This window comes from Bifidobacterium asteroides, from assembly GCF_003202755.1.
Classification (GTDB): domain Bacteria; phylum Actinomycetota; class Actinomycetes; order Actinomycetales; family Bifidobacteriaceae; genus Bombiscardovia; species Bombiscardovia asteroides_F.
Map to the genome: position 1 here is coordinate 211,339 of NZ_QGLK01000005.1, position 18,687 is coordinate 230,025.

At 64.1% G+C, this 18,687-nt stretch carries 14 protein-coding genes; 1 reads left to right on the forward strand and 13 read right to left on the reverse strand.

Translation table 11 applies throughout. The features are described from left to right. Positions 1-15: 15 nt before the first annotated feature. The 6 genes from proB to dapE form a co-directional block, all read right to left on the reverse strand. A complete protein-coding gene (gene proB / locus DKK74_RS07260; protein WP_110413447.1) occupies positions 16-1,158 on the reverse strand; it encodes a glutamate 5-kinase in 1,143 nt (380 codons plus the stop codon). Next, positions 1,155-2,834, reverse strand: coding sequence for a GTPase ObgE (gene obgE / locus DKK74_RS07265; protein ID WP_110413448.1), 1,680 nt, complete (start codon positions 2,832-2,834; stop codon positions 1,155-1,157). The genes proB and obgE overlap by 4 nt, the downstream gene beginning before the upstream one ends. A gap of 129 nt (positions 2,835-2,963) precedes the next feature. Further along, entirely contained in the window at positions 2,964-3,215 is a 252-nt protein-coding gene (rpmA, locus tag DKK74_RS07270) for a 50S ribosomal protein L27 (protein ID WP_015022457.1), read from the reverse strand. Positions 3,216-3,247: 32 nt separating this feature from the next. Continuing rightward, positions 3,248-3,556 (reverse strand): 50S ribosomal protein L21, encoded by a 309-nt coding sequence (rplU, locus tag DKK74_RS07275; RefSeq protein WP_024626855.1) that lies wholly within the window; start codon positions 3,554-3,556, stop codon positions 3,248-3,250. A gap of 154 nt (positions 3,557-3,710) precedes the next feature. After that, a complete protein-coding gene (locus DKK74_RS07280) occupies positions 3,711-6,389 on the reverse strand; it encodes an Rne/Rng family ribonuclease (protein WP_110413449.1) in 2,679 nt (892 codons plus the stop codon). A 236-nt stretch (positions 6,390-6,625) separates the two neighbouring features. Next, entirely contained in the window at positions 6,626-7,855 is a 1,230-nt protein-coding gene (gene dapE / locus DKK74_RS07285) for a succinyl-diaminopimelate desuccinylase (protein WP_110413450.1), read from the reverse strand. Positions 7,856-7,998: 143 nt separating this feature from the next. Between dapE and DKK74_RS07290 the strand changes: the two genes are divergently transcribed. Then, positions 7,999-8,943, forward strand: a complete 945-nt coding sequence (locus DKK74_RS07290) for an AEC family transporter (protein ID WP_110413671.1) — start codon at positions 7,999-8,001, stop codon at positions 8,941-8,943. 22 nt (positions 8,944-8,965) lie between these two features. On the opposite strand, the gene DKK74_RS07295 is transcribed toward DKK74_RS07290, so the two are convergent. The 7 genes from DKK74_RS07295 to spxB all read right to left on the reverse strand — a co-directional run bounded on the left by DKK74_RS07295 (position 8,966) and on the right by spxB (position 18,455). Continuing rightward, positions 8,966-10,315, reverse strand: a complete 1,350-nt coding sequence (locus DKK74_RS07295; RefSeq protein ID WP_110413451.1) for a Maf family nucleotide pyrophosphatase — start codon at positions 10,313-10,315, stop codon at positions 8,966-8,968. Continuing rightward, positions 10,305-11,357 (reverse strand): homoserine kinase, encoded by a 1,053-nt coding sequence (gene thrB / locus DKK74_RS07300; protein ID WP_110413452.1) that lies wholly within the window; start codon positions 11,355-11,357, stop codon positions 10,305-10,307. Before thrB ends, DKK74_RS07295 begins: the two co-directional genes overlap by 11 nt. Next, positions 11,357-12,697 (reverse strand): homoserine dehydrogenase, encoded by a 1,341-nt coding sequence (locus DKK74_RS07305; RefSeq protein ID WP_181414956.1) that lies wholly within the window; start codon positions 12,695-12,697, stop codon positions 11,357-11,359. Before DKK74_RS07305 ends, thrB begins: the two co-directional genes overlap by 1 nt. Positions 12,698-12,808: 111 nt before the next feature. Next, a complete protein-coding gene (locus tag DKK74_RS07310; protein WP_110413453.1) occupies positions 12,809-14,380 on the reverse strand; it encodes a diaminopimelate decarboxylase family protein in 1,572 nt (523 codons plus the stop codon). A 26-nt stretch (positions 14,381-14,406) separates the two neighbouring features. Beyond that, positions 14,407-16,164 carry an arginine--tRNA ligase gene (gene argS / locus DKK74_RS07315; RefSeq protein WP_110413673.1) on the reverse strand — a complete coding sequence of 586 codons (1,758 nt, stop codon included), beginning with the start codon at positions 16,162-16,164 and terminating at the stop codon, positions 14,407-14,409. 43 nt (positions 16,165-16,207) lie between these two features. After that, entirely contained in the window at positions 16,208-16,597 is a 390-nt protein-coding gene (locus tag DKK74_RS07320) for a Rid family detoxifying hydrolase (RefSeq protein ID WP_015022467.1), read from the reverse strand. 103 nt (positions 16,598-16,700) lie between these two features. Then, positions 16,701-18,455 (reverse strand): pyruvate oxidase, encoded by a 1,755-nt coding sequence (spxB, locus tag DKK74_RS07325; protein ID WP_110413454.1) that lies wholly within the window; start codon positions 18,453-18,455, stop codon positions 16,701-16,703. Between the last annotated feature and the right edge of the window lie 232 nt (positions 18,456-18,687).

Here is an 18,687-nt window from a genome sequence, read left to right on the forward strand (position 1 = left end):
CCCCCAGGGCTGCGCTCAGACCAGGACCAGAGAGTCCCGATGCACCAGCGGGTGGGCATAGTGAGCGCCCAGTTGGCGGCGGAGCTCCTTGGAGGTCAGGCCCAGCATGTCCTGAGCCTCCTCGGAATCGTAGCCGGACAGGCCCTTCGCCACTTGGTTACCAGACTCATCATGGATCCAGACCGGATCCCCCGCCGAGAACTCACCCTGGACCGATCTGGCACCAGCTGCCAGCAGGCTGGCTCGACCACCGCGCAGAGCTTTGACGGCCCCCTGATCCACCAGATAACCGCCCCTGGGACGGGATGCGAACTTGATCCAGAGCCGGTGCGAGGAGCCCCGCGGACGGATGGGGGCGAAGAGGGTGCCCACCCGGTCGCCGGCCAGAGCAGGACCTGCAAGATCGGCGCGGGTCAAGACCACGGGCATGCCGGAGGCCGCAGCAATCCGCGCCGCCTCCAGCTTGGTGGACATACCCCCGGTCCCCAGCCCGGAAACAGACCCCTGGGCATCCACCTGGTCCATAATGGCCGCCACGTCCGGCACGAAGCCGATTCTGCGGGCCCCTGGCTGGGACGGAGGTTCGGTGTAGAGGGCATCCACATCGGTCAGCAAGACCAGGGCATCGGCGCTGACAATGTTTGCAATCAGGGCTGAAAGATGGTCGTTGTCGCCGAAACGGATCTCGTTGCTGGCCAGTGCATCGTTCTCATTGACGATGGGGATGACCCCCAGATCCAACAGACGGCAGAGGGTGCGCCGGGCGTTGCGGTACTGGACAGCATGGGTTGTGTCACGAGCGGTGATCAGGATCTGGCCAACCCGTAGGCCATAACGGGCGAAGGCGGTCTCGTACTGAGCCATGAGCAGACCCTGGCCCACTGAGGCCGTAGCCTGCTGGGTGGCCACGTCATCAGGGCGTTCGTTGAATCCCAGGGTGCCAAAACCAGCTGCGATGGCCCCGGAGGTGACGAGGACCAGGCGAGCGCCATTCACGGCAGCCGAGGCCAGGGCGCCCACCAGCGAACGCAGACGGCCAAGGTCCAAGTGCCCATGGGGATCGGTCAGGGAGCTGGATCCTACCTTGACCACCATGGTACGGGCCTGAGCCACCCGGGAGCGGATCTCAGCCTCATCAGATCCTTCCCGTTCGGTCATTGTCCAGCCTCCTCCGAACTGGCGGTGTCCGTATCCCCGTGCCCCAGCAGGCCCCGCCTGTCGTGGGGATCGTCGTCCACAGAGGGGTCTGCCCAGTGTCCCTGCCGCCGCTCCTGCTCCATGACCTGTCGCACCGCCTGCCGGGCATCCATCATCTGATGATACTGGCGGCGGCGTTCGCTGTTGGTGCGGCGACGGTTGAGCCCCTGGCTCTCCTCCAGGCGCAGGTCACGACCCCGAGCCACCTGGGGGGTGCCGTCCAGCATTTCGGCGCCGGCCGTCACACTCGGATCCCAGTCGAAGGCCACTGCATCGTCGCCAGGACCGATGCGGACCTCGTCCCCAGGTCTGGCTCCGGCTTTGCGCAGGGCATCTTCTACGCCCATCCGGGCCAGGCAGTCAGCCAGATAGCCCACGGCTTCTTCGTTGTCGAAGTTGGTCTGGCGAACCCAGCGCTCGGGCTTGGCTCCGCAGACCCTGAACCAGGTCTGTCCGGACCTGGTCTGATGCCGCTCAAGGGTGAAGTCCCCGGACTGGTCGCCGTTCCTGCGCCGCCGCTCCAGGGGGCGGATGACCACGCGTTCCTCCTGCCTGGCCTCTTCCTGCTGACGCAGCTGCCCGCGCAGGCGGTGCACCAGACCGGCCAAGTAGTAACCCAGTTCCTTAAGTCCCTGATGCGAGGCTGTGGAGACCACAAAGACCTTGAGACCCAGGGCCTCGAAGTCAGGCCTAACGAATTCGGCCAGTTCGCGGGCCTCCGGCAGGTCAGCCTTGTTGAGGATGATCACCCTGGGCCGCTCGGCCATGGGGATGACTCCCAGCGGAAGCTCCAGGCGGTCGGCATAATGGGAAAGCTCCTCCTCCAGGGCCCGGTAGTCGCTCATGGGGTCCCGATCAGGCTCCAAGGTGGCGCAATCGATGACATGGGCGATAATCTCGGTGCGCTCGATATGCCGCAGAAACTCCAGCCCAAGACCCTTGCCCTGGGAGGCTCCTGGAATCAGCCCTGGCACATCGGCCATAGTAAAGCGGCTTTCCCCTGCCTGGACCACGCCCAGGTTGGGCACCAGGGTAGTGAATGGATAGTCGGCGATCTTGGGCCGGGCCGCGCTCATGGCCGCCACCAGGCTGGACTTGCCCGCGCTAGGGAAACCCACCAGGGCCACGTCGGCGATGGATTTGAGCTCCAGTACCAGGTCGCGCTCCTGCCCGGGGTCCCCGAGCAGTGCGAAGCCAGGAGCCCGCCTGGCCTTGGTGGCCAGGGAGCGGTTGCCCAGGCCGCCCACGCCGCCTTGAGCTGCAACGAACCGGTCTCCCACGTGGGCCAGGTCGGCCAGTCGCTCACCAGGCTGCTTGCGCTCGCCTTGGCCCCCTTTGGCGGTGAAGACCACGGTGCCCACAGGCACCGGCAAAATCAAATCCTGGCCACGGCTGCCGTCCTTGTCGCCGCCCAGACCCATGGTGCCTGATTCGGCCTGGCGGTGCGGCAGGAAGCGGTAGTCCAGCAGGCTGGTGGCGTTGGCATCGGCCTGAAGAATGACCGAACCGCCCTGGCCGCCGTCGCCTCCATCAGGCCCGGCCAGGGGCTTGTACTTCTCGCGGCGGATGGAGGACGCCCCATTGCCGCCGTCGCCACCCTTGACATGGACGGTGACCTGATCCACAAATGCGCTCATAGGGGCCCATGGTACTCAATCCGGCCTGACATGCGGCCCCTGAGAGCTGAATGCCCTGCATCTTCATACATATGCAAAAAGGCCACCCCCACGACAGGGATGGCCTTGGCTGATGCCGATAAAGGGCAATCAGGCGGTAAGCACGTCAACGACCTTGCGGTCACGCCGATTGGCGAACCGAACGGTTCCGTCCGTCAGGGCGAAGAGGGTGTGGTCCTTGCCCAGGCCGACGTTCTGGCCAGGATGGAACTTGGTGCCACGCTGGCGAACGATGATGTTGCCGGCCACTACGGCCTCGCCGCCGAACTTCTTGACGCCCAGGTACTGTGCATTCGAATCGCGCCCGTTGCGTGAGCTGGACGCACCCTTCTTATGTGCCATGTCTGGTTCCTTTCCTACCTCGACCTAGGCCCTCAGGCGATGGCCGTGATCTTGACCACGGTCTGCTTCTGGCGGTGGCCCTTGCGGCGCGCCACGCCGGTCTTGTTCTTGAACTTCTGGATGTTGATCTTGGGGCCCTTGGCCTCGTCGTCCACAACCTCGCCCTTAACGGAGATCTTTGCCAGATCCTTGGCGGCCATGGTCACCTTGGATCCATCGACGACCAGCGCGACCGGAAACTCGACCGACTCGCCCTTCCTGGCAGCCAGACGGTTGACCGTGATCTGGTCACCGACCTCGACCTTCTCCTGATGGCCTCCGGCCTTCACAATCGCGTACATAGCCCTACCTTGCCTGTTGTCCAAAGCTGTATGCGCCCGGCATCCGGGTCTCGCCATGCGATTGACGGACCCGTCCAGACACCAGCTAACCAGTATAGAAGCAAACACACCGCGTCGTCAAATGTGCCTGCTCCGCCGACAAAACGAATTCAGTTTATGACTCCTTGGCGACATCCGCCGTCTCAGCCTGGGCATCATCCTCGTCCGACGCCGCCTGGGCCGCCGCAGCGATCCTGGCCAGCTTGGCCTTGACTGCAGGAGTCGAGCCTGTGGACAAGGTCTCCTTGGAAGAGGAGCCATGCCCATGCTTGTTGGTCTTGACGAAGGGGTCGCCTCCCTTGACTGCGTATGGGTCAGCGTAAGAGGCTGAGATGGTCGGCTTGTCGTGGAGGATGAAGCCACGGCCATGGCAGGTGGGGCATTCCTCGGAGAAGGCCTCGACCAGACCCTGGCCCACCCGCTTGCGGGTCATCTGCACCAGACCCAGGGAGGTGACCTCGGCCACCTGGTGCTTGGTGCGGTCCCGGGCCAGGCACTCGACCAAGCGGCGCAGGACCAGGTCGCGATTGGCCGGCATGACCATATCCACGTAGTCGATCATGATCATGCCGCCGATGTCGCGCAGGCGCAGCTGGCGGGCGATCTCCTCGGAAGCCTCCAGGTTGCAACGGGTCACCGTCTCCTCCAGCGACTTGCCCTTGCCGATGAAGCGGCCCGTGTTCACGTCGATGGTGGTCATAGCCTCGGTGCGGTCGATGACCAGGGAGCCGCCGGAGGGCAGGTAGACCTGGCGCTCCATGCCCTTGCGCAGTTGGCTGTCGATGCTCCAGCGATCGAAAACATCCTTGCCCTGGTGCTCGGCCGGGTCCCAGTGCTCAAGTTTCTCCTCCAGGTCGGGGGCCATGGTCTCCAGGTAGTTGCGGACCCTCTCGTAGACCCCCTCGCCCTGGACCACCAGCTTGGCGAAGTCGTCGTTGAAGATGTCTCGAACCACGCGGATTGCCACGTCCGGCTCGCCCTGCAGAAGCTTGGGACGCTTGCCGTGCAGGAACTCCTTGCGCTTGTCCTCGATCTGGCTCCACTGACGCTGCAGGTTCTCCAGGTCCTTGGTCAGGGCCTCCTCGCTGGCCCCCTCAGCCGCGGTTCGGATGATGACGCCCATGTCCTTGGGGGCCACCTTGGAGACGATGCTCTTGAGGCGGGAACGCTCGCGGTCGGGCAGCTTGCGACTGACGCCAGTCATGCCGCCCGAAGGCACCAGGACCAGGAAACGGCCGGCCAGCGTGACCTGCGAGGTCAGCCGTGCGCCCTTGTGGCCAATGGGATCCTTGGTGACCTGGACCAACACAGGGTCGCCGGACTTGAAAGCCAGCTCGATCCGGCGGGGCTGGCCCTCCAGACGGGTGGAGTCCCAGTTGACCTCGCCGGCATAGAGCACGCCGTTGCGGGCCTGGCCGATGTCCACGAAGGCGGCCTCCATGCTGGGCAGGACGTTCTGAACTCTTCCCAGGTAGATGTTGCCTACGGTGGAGACCTCCTGGATGTCGGAGACGTAGTGCTCGACCAGGATATCGTCCTCGATGACCGAAATCTGGGTGTGGTGCTCCTTCTCGCGCACTACCATCAGGCGGTTGACGTTTTCACGGCGGGCCAGGAAGTCCTGCTCGACTAGTTGAGACTGACGTGAGCGTTCGCGGCGGTTGTCCCGCCGACGCTGCTTTTTGGCCTCCAGGCGGGTGGAACCCTCCACGTCGGTGATTTCGTCAATATATTGCTGCTTGCGCGAACGGCGTGCGCCGGACTCCTCGGACTCGCCTTCAGCGGACTTGGAACCCCTGCGACGGCGGCGACGACGGGTCAGCGGGGCCTCGTCCTCGTCATCCTTGTCCTTCTCCTGCTCGTGCCCGCGACGGCGGCGACGGGTGGAAACGGACTTCTCAGAGTCCTCGTCATCGCTCTTGGCACGGCGGCGGCGAGGGGTACGGGTACCGGACTCCTGCTGATCCTCGTCCTGCTCCTGGTCCTCGTCGACCACGAAGGTGATGCCCTCGTGATCCAGATCCTCCTCGATGCGCTCCACCTCGTCGGCGGCCCTGCGCTCCTCGGCATTGAGCCTGCGGGAACGGCGTGAACCGCCCTCCGAGGTGCTCCTGGATTTGCTTCGGCGGGAGGGCTTGGATGACTGTTCGGTATCCTCGTCCTCCTCATCCCGTTCGTCGCGCTCATTCTGCTCAGGCCTGGAGACGGGTATAACGGGCTCCTGGAAGAGCAACGACGTCATAGGACGGGGACGGGCGGTGCGGGCGGCACGCGGACGCTCGTCCTGCTCCTCAGCCTTCCGGTCTGTCCTCTGGCTGAGCCCCGATGTCAGAGCCTCCACAGCCTCAAGGGCACGTTCCTGACGGTCTTGATCAGGTTCGCCCTCCTGGGCATGCTCCTCGGTGCGTCGGCGGGCAGTAGTACGGCTGCGACGACGAGTAGTCGTCCTGGTTGGCTTGGACTCGCTCTCATCCCCCTGAGCATCTTGGCTGGAGTGGTCCTGCGCGCTCTGATCGGCAGCCTGATCCTCCTTGGACTTGCGAGTGCGGCGGCGACGGGTGGTGGAGGAGGGCTTGGACTCGTCGTCCTCCTCCTTAGCCTTGCGGGAGGTCTTGCGCTTCTCGGCCTCGACCTTCACGGGCACGTCGGCACCGGCCGCGCCGGCCACCCTGACCACACGCCGTCCAGAGCGGCGACGAGTACCGGGACTTGTAGTCTCTTCAACCTGCCGCCCCTGCCCATCACTGATGGCGGGCCTATTCTCCTGGGTATCCTCATTCGTATTTTCGGGCACAATGCTCCTTGCGGCACGCCGCCTCGCGCCGCTCTCACGGTCCCGATCCGTCCTCACGCTGCACTCTCACTGCAACCGCGCACCTGCGTACGCCCGATCGAAACGCCTTGGCAAAAAGTCTTCCTGACGCAGGCGGACACCGACGCCCGCACGGATCACTGGGTCTCCGTCCGGGGGGATCAACGCCTACGCTGCAAGTGGTCAGGCAGAACCACCGTCATCTAGTATGTCACAGTTCAGCGGCCATCTGGTCCATTGAGCCACTCGACCAGTATTGCTTCCAACCGGACCAGGTCATCCAGGGGCACCTGTTCATCGGCCTTATGGGCCAGCAGGGGGTCCCCCGCGCCCAGATTGACGGCTGGTAGGCCAAGGGCTGAAAACCGCGCCACATCAGTCCATCCCAGCTTGGCGCGAGGCCGCTGACCCGTGGTCTGGGCAACCAGGTCCGCCAGCGAACGCGCCCATGGCGAATCCAGACCCGGACGGGCCGCGGGCGATTCATCGCACATGCGCACCGAGAATCCCTGGAAGACCCCGCCCAGGGCTATGTGCTCGCCATTGCCCAGCTCTGCACCTGTCCCCTGCCCCATCATCAGCTCCTTGGCCTGGGCCAGGCTCTTGTCGGGAGCGAACCGGTAGTTGACATGCACCCGGCAGCGGTCGGGAATGACGTTGGTGCCCAGGCCGCCCTCGATCATGGTGGCGTTGAGCCCCTCCCGATAGTCCAGGCCGTCAACCCGCACCGTGGCCGGACGGTACTGCTCCAGCCGATCCAGAATGGGCGCGGCCGCGTGGATGGCATTGCTACCCATCCAGGCCCGGGCGGAGTGGGCCGCCGTGCCGTGGGTGATCAGGTCGAAGCGCATGGTTCCATTGCAGCCGGCCTCGATGGTGCAGTCGGTTGGCTCGCCGATGATGGCGAAATCGCCTTGCACCCAGTCGGGGTGGGCGGCCACCACCCGGCCCAGCCCGTTCAGGTCGGCCTGGACCTCCTCATGGTCGTAGAAGACGAAGGTCAGGTCATAGACCGGCTCCTGCAGGGTGAGCGCCAGGTGAAGAAAGACGGCATCCGAGGCCTTCATGTCGGCGGAGCCCCTGCCGTACAGCACCCGGGATCCAGGGTGGGCGGCGGCCAGGTCGGCGCGGATGTCCGGGTCGCCGGGCTCCAGCCAGCGCGGGGGGAGGTTCCCATCCACGGGCACGGTGTCCAGATGACCGGCAAGGACGATGCGGTGGGGACGGCCCAGCTGGGTGGAGGCCACGACCGTGTCGCCCAACCGTCGGACCAAGAGGTCAGCCCTTGACGACAGGGCCCTCTGGACGGCATCAGCCAGGGCGCCCTCCTGGCCGCTGACCGAGTTCAGGGCGGTCATGGACTCCAGTATCCTTGCCAGGGCCTGGGCGGGTTCAGCCCCTCGGGCGCCGGCGAGAAGATCAATATCGGTCTGCGTGTTCTTGGTCATAGTGCCATGCTAGCGGGCCGGGAATCGCAGATGGACCTGCAGCCGCAAGCATGAGGTCCTGGTGGCACAATGGGGGCGACGGAAGCGGTGGCACTCCGCCTGGGAGGCCGCCGTCCACCATGCGAGACGAGGAGGATGCCGGAGTGCCTGGACTGCTCAGCGCCATGGAGGGGTTCTTCATCATCGGCGTGGTCATCGCCGTGGGCTATGTGGCCGCCCGCTTCCATGTAGGCGGTCCCACAGCCCAGCTGGTACTGAACAAGTACTCATTCTTTGTGTCAACGCCCTGCCTGATGTTCGCCATCCTCTCCAAGCAGAAGCTGTCAGTAATCTTCCACCCCAGCATCATCGTGGCCTTCCTGTCGGCGGCGGCCGTGGGTCTGCTCTTCGTGGCCCTGAATGCGACCAGCTTCCACTTGCAGGCCGCCGAAGCCACCATCGGCGCTCTCGACTCTCTTTATTTGAACTCCAATAACATCGGGCTGCCTGTGGCCACCTATATTCTGGGCAATCCCACACTGGTGGCCCCTATCCTGGTCATGCAACAGGCCCTCTTCACCCCAATCGGGCTGACCGTTCTGGACGCGACCACCTCTGGCAAGCTTTCGGTCAAGACCATCCTCAAACAGCCTCTGAAGCAGCCGATCCTCATCGGCTCCATAGGCGGCATAGTGATATCGGCCATCAGCGCCCAGGCCGGCCATTTCGTCATCCCTGACTTCGTCTACAAGCCCATCGACATGATCGGGCAGTCGGCCGTGCCCATGATCCTCATGGCCTTTGGCATGTCCCTGCGGGGTTCGCGGCCCATGGGCCAGGGCACCAACCGTCGTGCCACCCTGTGCGCGGTCATCCTGAAGAATCTGGTCATGCCTGTAATCGCCTACCTGCTGGCCCGGTTCATGATGGGCTTCAGCGGAGCTGAACTGTACGGATGCGTGGTTCTGGCGGCTCTGCCTACCGGCCAGAACGTCTACAACTACGCCGCCCGCTACGAAGTGGGAACCACCTTCGCCAGGGACGGCATCCTGCTGAGCACAATCAGCTCGCCCGTGGTCATCGCCCTGGTCGCTCTGCTCCTGAGCTGATGCACCCAGGCAGGCCTTTTGCTCAGCCTTCGGCCGCCAAAGCCTCCAGGCGTTGCCGGAAGTGCGGCCAATCCTGTCCGAAAGCCTTCAGAAGGGGCAGGTCCGCGACCTTGCCCAGGTCCACCCATTCCAGGGCAATGCTCTCATCGTCATTCATGCGGGGATCGACTTGGTGGCCGGGACGCTCGAAGGCCAGTATGGTCGTGTAACCCCAGGGGCCGTGGTCCTCCAAGTAGGAACCCACCACCTGAATGTCCTCCGGACGGATGTTGGCCTCCTCATAGCTCTCGCGCAGGCCGCCTTCCAAGGGATTTTCCCCGTCGGATATGGCGCCGCCCGGCACACCCCAGGTGCCGCCCTCAGCGCTCCAGCGGGCCCGATGCTGCAGAAGCACACTGACCGGCACACCTGTACGGGCATCACGCCGGACCAACAAAACGCCGGCAGCCCCGTTGAGCCCCCAGTGCCGCTTGCCGCAGGCGCAGTCCACCCACCCGTCGCCAGGCTGATGGACGTTCTCCACGGGAGCGACCAGTCCCTCAGGGCCGTGCGTCGATCTGGCGGTCTGCTGACGCTCGGGCATGACTCGTTCGGCCCACAGGTCAGGCCAGGAGACGCCCAACTCCTGGGCCAGGGCGCGCAGAGTGGGCATACTCAATCCCATCACTCCACTGGGATCACCCTCGATGCCCTGGATGAAGGCGCTGCCTAATCCCTCCAAGGTGAAGGATCCAGCCACCTCCAGGGGTTCGCCTGTGGCTACATAGGCCTGCATGGAGGCCCGGTCGTAGTCTCCGAAGGTCACTTGAGCGCTGCTGACCGCCCGGGCCTTTCGTCCGGTGGCCAGATCGATCAGACAGTGACCGGTGACCAGGGTACCTGTTTGGCCACGCATGGCCATCAACCGCTCCATAGCCCGGTCTGGCTTGTGAGGCTTGCCCATGACGGCCCCGTCCATGCTGAACAGCGAGTCACACCCCAACAGGAGGGGCCCGCGCCCGGCGTCGATCATCCCGCCCCAGGCCCCAATGACCTGGCTCATGGGATCCCGGGAGGATGCACCCGAATTACCCTGGCTCAGAGGCCTGAACGTGACCAGATCGCCCCGGGATCGTCTTTCGGCATCCTTGACGGCATCCAAGGTCGCTTGAACAGCCGAAGCCTTGGCCTCAGCCAAGACACTGACCCGTTCGCGCACATCCAGGTCATCCAGGCGACAACCCAGTTTACGGGCCCGTTCCGCAAGCACAGCCGGCTCATCAACCTTTGAGGGTCGAATGATGGGGTCAATGCCGGCCTGGACCAGAAGACGTCGCCTGGATGGAGAGGATGATGCCAGGATCAGCGGGATATGCCTGTCTTCAGTGTTCACGATTGCCTTCCTGGTCCCGTTCCACCTGGACCCCCCGGCAGTCCACGTCCAAGGACAGGATCCGCCAGCGACCGGAATCCAGATAATCCTTGGCAAGGGTTCGCAGCTCATTTTCGGCATCCCCATAGTGCAGGACGATAATGCAGGGTCCAGCCCCTGAGACCGCCGCCGCATAGCCCTGACGGCGCAGGAGCTGCAGGAGCTTGGTGGAGGACGGCATGAGCCCGGCCCGGTATGGCTGATGGAGTCGGTCCTGGGTAGCTACAAAGAGCAAGGAGTTAGCTTCGGCAGCCTGCCCGATCGTCTCGGCCCCCAGGTCATCCAGTGACCCTGGGTTCAGAGCGCCGGGAATCAGGGCCGCCCGAGAAAGGTTGTGGACGGCATCCGCATAAGGCACCCTGTTGGGCAGGGCCTGTCGGGCCTTCTGCGTGGACAGATGGGCGCCGGGAATGAAAACCGTGGCCTTGATGGCCGGGTCCACCTTGTAGCGCAGGGTGTGGTAGCCGCCTTCCAAGGGCGCGCCCCCGGCTATTGGCAGGGAACCCACCCCCTCGCCAGTGGCCAAATCATAGGAGACGGTCAGTCCCCCGTAAACGGCAGGCGCCACGTTGTCGGGATGCCCCTCGATCTGGGCAGCCAGTGCAAATACGGCATCACGGCGCAAGGGACCGGCGTGGGCGAAGGCAGCAGCAGCCGCAATCCCGGCCACGATGGCCTCAGCGCTGGATCCCAACCCCCTGGCCTGGGGGATACGATTGACGGCTCTCATGATGAAGCCGAACCGTGGCAGTCCAAAGACCTGGCAGGCCCGCCGGAATGCGGAAACAACCAGGTGGGTCTCGTCTCGGGGCAGGGTCCGCTCTCCCTCGCCTTTGATGACGACATAGGCGGTGGTGTCACCCGGGTCAACGGAACGGGTGAAGACGATCTCGTCATGGTAGTTCAGCGCCAGACCGACTGCATCGAAACCCGAACCCAGGTTGGCGCTGGTGGCTGGCACACGCACCCGGACAGTAGATGGACCCTCTATGGCAGTGGTCATCACTGGGCCTGCCGATCGAATACGCGCAGGATGGAGGCCTGCCCGGTGACCGAGTCGAAGGTGGAGATCCGCTCGACCACCCGCCGCAGGGTCACCTCGTCGCACAGATGGGTGACCACGCGCAGCTGCTGAATTTCGCCGCTGTAGCCCGGGTCATGCAGGGTGGGCTTGATGTCCTGGTTGACTCCGTTGATGGAAATGCCCGCCTCGGAAAAGACCTGGGCGATGGCCGCCAGCACGCCAGGCTTGTCGTGGATCAGGAAGCGGACAGCAAAGGCGGCCCGGGATGAATCAAGCGGGGCCATGGGGATGTTGGCGTACATGGGGATTCCCGGACCCATGCCATGCTGGACGATGTGGCGTGCCTCGGTGACCACATCCCCCACAACGGCTGATGCTGTGGGCGCTCCGCCGGCACCCCGGCCGTAGAACATGAGATCGTCGGCGGCTTTGGCGGTGACGAAGACCGCATTGAAGCTGCCATGGACCGAGGCCAGAGGGTGGCTGTCGGGGATCAGCGCCGGGTAGACCCGGGCGGAGATTCCCTGCTCCCCGCGTTCAGCCACAGCCAGAAGCTTGATGACCCGGTGCTCGGTCTGTGCGGCCGCGATATCGTCGGCGGTGATGGCGCGGATGCCCTCCACGGGGACATCATCCAGGCGCACATCGGTGTGGAAGGCCAGCGTGGCCATGATGGCGGCCTTGGCTGCCGCATCCAGCCCGTCCACATCGGCAGTGGGGTCCGCCTCAGCGAAGCCTTTGGCCTGGGCATCGCGCAGGGCCTGATCGAATTGAAGACCCTTGGTGGTCATCTCATCCAGAATGTAATTGGTGGTCCCGTTGACGATGCCTACCAGACTGGTGATGCCGTCGCCCACCAAGGACTCGCGCAGGGGCCGCACGATGGGGATGGCTCCGCCTACAGCCGCTTCGAAGTAGATGTCGACGCCCCGTTCTTCGGCGGCCCGGTAGAGCTCAGGACCGTGCTGGGCCAGCAAGGCCTTGTTGGCGGTGACCACGCTGGCGCCGGACTCGATGGCCTTGAGCAGCAGGGTACGGGCCGGCTCGATCCCGCCGATCAGTTCGATGACGATATCCGCTTTAGTGACTAAGTCGGCTGAGTCTGTGGTCAGCAGGGACGGATCAATCCAATCAGCCTTGACCTTGTCAGGATGGAGGACGGCGATACCTACCAGCTGCAGGGGGCGGCCCACTCGACTGGCCAGATCCTGGCTCTGCTCCACCAAGAGGCGGGCAGTCTGGGAGCCCACGGTCCCGGCCCCCAGAAGTGCTACGCGGATGGGCCTGACGGCCTCCTGCTGCTGCATGCGTTCAGGCATATGGTCCTCCATCCGCCCCAACGGGGCCTGTCACCAAGTGTTGCTCCATCTTAGAAAGCCAATCCGACACTCCTACCCACTCCAGCGGCTGGTTGCGTCCTAGGACAAGGCTCACCCCTGGTCCAAGGCCAGCAGATCATCCATGGTCTGCCGCCGCAACATCAGATGGGCACCAGACTGGTCCAGGCCCACCACAGGGGGGATCAGAGCCTGGTTGTAGTTGCTGGCCATGGTCCGTCCGTAGGCGCCGGTCACTGGTACCAAAAGCAGATCACCCCGGCGAATGTCCGCAGGCAGAGGCACATCCTGCACCAGGATATCCCCTGATTCACAGTGCTTGCCCACCACACGGGCCCGGATCCGGTCCACGCTGCCATGTCTGTTGGCAAGGACGGCAGTGTACTCGGCCCCATACAGAGCCGGACGAATGTTGTCACTCATGCCGCCGTCAACCGAAACGTAGGTGCGCACACTTCCGTCAGACAGGGGAACGGGCTTGACGGTGCCCACCCGGTACAGGCTCATGCCGCATGGGGCCACGATCCAGCGGCCGGGCTCGAAGGCGATGACCGGCATGGGCATGCCCAGGCGGCGGTTGATGGCGGCCATGTCAGCCCCCAGGCTGGTCAGGGTCTGGTCCAGGTCCATCCGATCCTCATCTGGAGTGTAGGGCACGGAGAAGCCGCCCCCCAGATCAACCTCAGGCATCAGGTATCCGTCGGTGGCCCAGAAGGTATGCCGCAGCAGCATCATTCGCCGGGCGGCCTCGATGAAGGCCGAAGAGTCATGGATCTGAGAGCCGATATGGGTATGGATGCCCACCAGCTCCAGTTCCCGCTCATAGGAACGAATCTCCTTGAGCAGGGCGATGGCCGGTCCGTCAGCCAGGGCGGACATGGCTTTGATCCGGGCAGGATCAGCAGGTTCAGCAGGCCCGTTGGCAGCCGAGTACAGTGCCGAAGACGACGGGGAGACCGCAGAATCGCCAGGAGCCAAAAAGCTGTCATTCTTCGTGACCGCCGGAGTCGCTGCCCCAGCCTGTCCGGAGGATCCAGGCTCAGTGCCCAGGTCCAACAGGCCCACGTCGGTGCCCTGGGGCAACAGGGGGATGCCGAACTTCTGATCCTCGTGTGCAGTGGAAATGTATTCATGGCCGCCGGCGTGCACACCCACGGTCACCCGAAGCATGACCTTGGCGCGACGGCCCTGTGTCCTTGCAGCAGCAGCGATTCGCGCGGGCTCGTCAGGCGCATCGATAACGATGGCCCTGTAGCCCTCCCTCACAGCCAGGTCGATCTCCTGGTCGGACTTGTTGTTGCCGTGCAGGACCAGACGACGGCCAGGGGCACCGGCAGCCTGAGCAATCAGCATCTCGCCCAGGGAGCAGGTATCGATATCCAGCCCCTGGCGCAGCATGACCCGCACAGTCTCCTTGCTGAGGAAGGCCTTGCCCGCATAGCTGACCCTGGTGGTCGCACCGCCCAGGTCTCGCAGAGCCGCCTGGCGGAAGGCCGAGGCCCGTTCCGCCATCATCGCGGTGTCCATCAGATACATGGGGGTGCCGTAACGCTTGGCCAGATCCTCCATGGAGCACCCGTGCATGGTCAGCATGCCCTCATGGTCTCGCTGCAGAGCCTCGGGCCAGAACCCATCAGACCCCAACCCGCACATCCCTGTTTCCATCAACGACCTCCCGGTGACCTTCAGGCTTACATACGGTCCGGGGCCTGGACGCCCAGCAGCTCCAGACCATTGGCGATGACCTGCTGCACAGCGTCATTGAGCCGCAGACGCGCCGCTGCACGAGCCGGCTGTGGATTCCTGTCCTCGTCAGTGTCCAGATCCGCCCGGCCAGTAGGCTCCATGGGCACCACGCGCTCCTGGTTGTACCAGCGGTGATAAACCCCAGCCAGCTGCTCCAAGTAGTGGGCCACCCGGTGGGGGGCCTTCTGGTCGCCTGCAGTCTGAATCACATTGGGATAGAGGGACAGGACGCCCAGAACATCGTTGTCGGCGGCGGTGTCCAACAGAGACAGGTCGGCCCCGGACCGGTCGATGCCCGCCTGGGCTGCGTTCCGATCCACATTCCTGGAGCGGGCGTGCGCGTACTGCACGTAGTAGACGGGGTTGTCGTTGGTGTGCGAGGCCAGCAGGTCCAGGTCGATGTCCACGCTCTGGTTGTAGTCAGTGCGGGCCAGGGAATACCGTGCGGCATCCACGCCCACGGCATCCACCAGATCGTCGATGGTGACCACGTTGCCGGCCCGCTTGCTCATGCGCACGGCCTGGCCGTCCTTGATGACGTTGACCATCTGGCCAATCAGGATTTGCATGTTCACGCCTGGGGTGTCCCCGAAGGCCGCGCAGATGGCCATCATCCGGCCGATGTAGCCATGGTGGTCGGCGCCCAGCATGTAGATGGCCTCGTCGCAGGGATCCTTGGCACGGCGGCGCTTGTTCAGGTAGTAAGCGATGTCGGCCGCCACGTATGCTGCGTGACCGTCGGACTTGATGATCACCCGGTCCTTGTCGTCGCCGTAGGTGGTGGAACGGAACCAGGTAGCCCCGTCCTTCTCGAAGATGTCGCCCTTGGCCCGCAGCTCGTCAATGGCCCGGTCCACCTGGCCGGACTCATACAGGCTGTTTTCATGGAACCAGACATCGAAGTTGACTCGGAAGTCACGCATGGACTGCTGGATCTCGGCGAACATCATAGGCACGGCCCGGGTGCGGAAGGCCTCGCGCTGCGGGCTGTCACCCTCGGCGCCGTCCTCGTCGCGCAACCTGGGCATGGCCAGGATGTCCTGCCCCTGGTCAGCTGCTTCCTTGACTACCCGCGAGGCGATCTCATCAATGTAGGAGCCCTTGTAGCCGTCAGCGGGCACAGGCTCGCCATGGGCCGCAGCTACCAGCGAGCGGGAGAAGCGGTCAATCTGCGTGCCGTGATCGTTGAAGTAGTACTCCCTGACCACCTTGGCGCCGTTGGCCTCCAGGACGCGGGCCATGGAGTCGCCCACAGCCGCCCATCGTGTGCCGCCGATATGGATGGGGCCCGTGGGGTTGGCCGAGACGAATTCCAGATTGAGTGTGCGCCCGCTCAGGTGATCGTTGCTCCCATAGGCGGATCCCGCCTGCAAGACAGCATCAACCACAGCAGCCGCCGAAGCCGAATCCAGGGCGATGTTGATGAAACCAGGACCTGCCACGTCCACATGGGCGATCCCGTCAACCTTCCGCAGGGCCTCGGCCAGGGCCTGACCCAGTTCGGCAGGCCTCATTCCGGCCTTCTTGGCCAGCTGCATGGCGATGTTGGTGGACCAGTCCCCGTGGGAGCGGTCCTTGGGGCGCATAACCGCCAGATGGTCGGCATCAGGGACCATGCCGGGCTCCAGGTTTCCCAGCCGGCCCGACTGGGCCATCTGGACGGCGGTCGAAGAGATGATACGGGCAAGTGCTTCAGGACTCATGCCCTCAAGTCTAGCGACGGCGGGGACCAGCAGCCGACCTGTCTCAGGCCAGAGCCACAACCTCGATCTCGACCAGGGCCCCCTTGGGGATGTCCGCGCCGCCGAAAGCCACTCGGGCCGGCCGCACCGAGCCGATGAAAACCTGGGAGTAGGCCTGATCCACCTGGGTAAAATCCTCCACCCGCCGCATAAGGATGGTGGCCTTGACCACCTTTTCCATACCACTGCCGGCTGCATCCAGGATGTTCTTGACATTCTTCAGGGCCTGGGTGGCCTGGTCGGCTGCAGTACCCTCCACCAGCTCGCCGGTGTCCGGGTCGATGCCCAACTGTCCGGAGACAAAGACAAAACCCCCGGCCTTCACAGCCTGACTGTAGGCTCCCAAGGCCTGGGGTGCATATGGCGTGCCGATCTCTTCCGGTCCATCTTCCATGAGTCCGTCCTTTCTTCAGGTCCGCCGCACCCATGTCGGGCCGAAGCCCCGGGCGGACACCGTCCACTATAGGAGTGCCCACCCGGCAGAAGCGCCATCAGTCTCAGCCCTTGCGAGCTTCCTGACCCATCCAGTAGGCCAGTGAGCGCAAATCGCCGGCCTCGTAGGTCTTGACGAATTTCTCGACCTGGTCCGGATCCGAGCAGGTCTCCGGGAACCGCATGTAGCGGGTATCCAGAGGGCTGGCTCCTGTCAGCTTGATGTCGATGACCGAAGACCTGTCGGCTTTGCGAGCCTCGGAGAAGGCGTGGCGCGCATCGGCCACCGTGCGCACAGTGAAGCCCAAGGCACCCATTCCCTCGCCGACCTTGGCCCAGTCGGTGTCGGGCAGGTCCACCCCGCTCAGAGGCTGATGGCTGTCATCGCGCTGCTCGGCCTCGATGTAGCCCAAGGATTGGTTGGAGAAGACCACGTTGATGACCGGGGCATGGTACTTGAGCTGGGCCAGCACCTCCTCGCCGAGCATGGCGAATCCGCCGTCACCGCTCAGGGAATAGACGGTCGATTCCGGATGCTCCAGCTTGGCAGCCAAGGCGGCCGGCACGGCATAGCCCATGGTGGCGTGCTTGCCGGAGACGGTCCAGCGGTTGGTGGGCTTCAGGTGCAGCAGACGCAGGAAGTCGATGTCCACATTGCCCACGTCGGGGATGACAATGTCATTGTCCTCAAGCTGCTGATCGATGATGTGGAAGACAGGCTCGGGCCTCAGGGGCGTGCGGGTGTCCTCGTTAAATGAGGCCAGCCACTGGTCCCAGTTCTCTTTGCTGCGCAGGCAGGCCCTGTAGAAGACGGACTCCTCTTGGTCCTGGCCGGCGGCGGTTATTGCCTTGAGGGCCTCGCGGGCATCGGCCTGGATGGCCAGGACCACGTTGGCCTGGAAGCGCTTGCCCAGCTTGACCGGGTTCAGGTCGATCTGGATGACCTTGGTGTTGGGAGTGACGAACATGGACCCGAAGGGGTTGTCCGAACCTACCCAGACCGTCAGATCCGAAGTGTAGATGGCCTCCGTGGCGGTCTTGGTGGCCACACGGCCGGCCGACTGCAGGTAGGCAGGATAGGTGTCCTCTACGATCCCCTTGGCCGGGAATGTGGAAACCATGGGCATCTTGAAACGCTCGGACATGGCGACCAGTTCATCGCGGGCCCCGGCAGCGCCCTGGCCGAAGTAGAGCAGCGGCGCCTTGGCGGACTGGATGATCTCGACTGCCTTGCTGACCTGGTCGGCCGCAGGTTTCAGCGGCTCCGGTTTGCGGAAGTTAGGCGCAGATGCCACCGGGCGGTCGTCGATCTCGGCCCAGGCCAGATCCTTGGGAATGATGACCACGGAGACCCCGTGGCTGGCATAGGCGCGGCGGATGGCCTCGTCCACCAGGGCCGGCAGCCCCTGGGCGTTGGTGGCAGCCCGGGCGAATACGGCAACATCGGTAAAGATAGGCACCTCGTCCATGGCCTGGAAGAAGTCCATGTTCATAAAAGCCTGGGGCACCTCACCCACCAGGGCCAGAACCGGCACGCCGTCCTCACGGGCATCGTAGAGGCCGTTGAGCAGGTGGACCGCACCGGGACCGGACGAACCGAAGCAGACACCAATCCGGCCAGTCAGTTTGGCCTCGCCGGCGGCAGCCAGGGCTCCGGCCTCCTCATGACGGACCTGGATGAAGTCGATGTGCTCACGCTCGTTGTGGATGGCGTTCATCATAGAGTCGAAGGAACCGCCGGGCAGGCCATAGATGCGCGGCACCCCCCACTGCTCCAGGACGTGAAGGACAGCATCCCCTGCATTGATTCGATTGGCCATGTGAACTCCTTTGCTTCACCGGGGAAAAGATGCTCCGCCACAACGCGGAAACGTCAGTCCTCCCCGACGTTCGGTCTTACCCTCTCACTATGGCACCTGAGAAGGAAGACACGAGCGGGCCAAGGGCCATGTTCCTCAAAAGCTTAGTGATTCACCACACATATCGTGACGCATAGCGTGCGCTTGTTTCATCCAGCGAGTGCCATAATCATGATCCTGTGCACGATGACAG

Coding starts and splice junctions, on each gene's coding strand:
- proB (WP_110413447.1), bottom strand. CDS start 1,158: ATGACCGAACGGGAAGGATCTGATGAGGCTGAGATCCGCTCCCGGGTG.
- obgE (WP_110413448.1), bottom strand. CDS start 2,834: ATGAGCGCATTTGTGGATCAGGTCACCGTCCATGTCAAGGGTGGCGAC.
- rpmA (WP_015022457.1), bottom strand. CDS start 3,215: ATGGCACATAAGAAGGGTGCGTCCAGCTCACGCAACGGGCGCGATTCG.
- rplU (WP_024626855.1), bottom strand. CDS start 3,556: ATGTACGCGATTGTGAAGGCCGGAGGCCATCAGGAGAAGGTCGAGGTC.
- dapE (WP_110413450.1), bottom strand. CDS start 7,855: ATGACCAAGAACACGCAGACCGATATTGATCTTCTCGCCGGCGCCCGA.
- thrB (WP_110413452.1), bottom strand. CDS start 11,357: ATGACCACTGCCATAGAGGGTCCATCTACTGTCCGGGTGCGTGTGCCA.
- DKK74_RS07305 (WP_181414956.1), bottom strand. CDS start 12,697: ATGCCTGAACGCATGCAGCAGCAGGAGGCCGTCAGGCCCATCCGCGTA.
- DKK74_RS07310 (WP_110413453.1), bottom strand. CDS start 14,380: ATGGAAACAGGGATGTGCGGGTTGGGGTCTGATGGGTTCTGGCCCGAG.
- argS (WP_110413673.1), bottom strand. CDS start 16,164: ATGAGTCCTGAAGCACTTGCCCGTATCATCTCTTCGACCGCCGTCCAG.
- DKK74_RS07320 (WP_015022467.1), bottom strand. CDS start 16,597: ATGGAAGATGGACCGGAAGAGATCGGCACGCCATATGCACCCCAGGCC.
- spxB (WP_110413454.1), bottom strand. CDS start 18,455: ATGGCCAATCGAATCAATGCAGGGGATGCTGTCCTTCACGTCCTGGAG.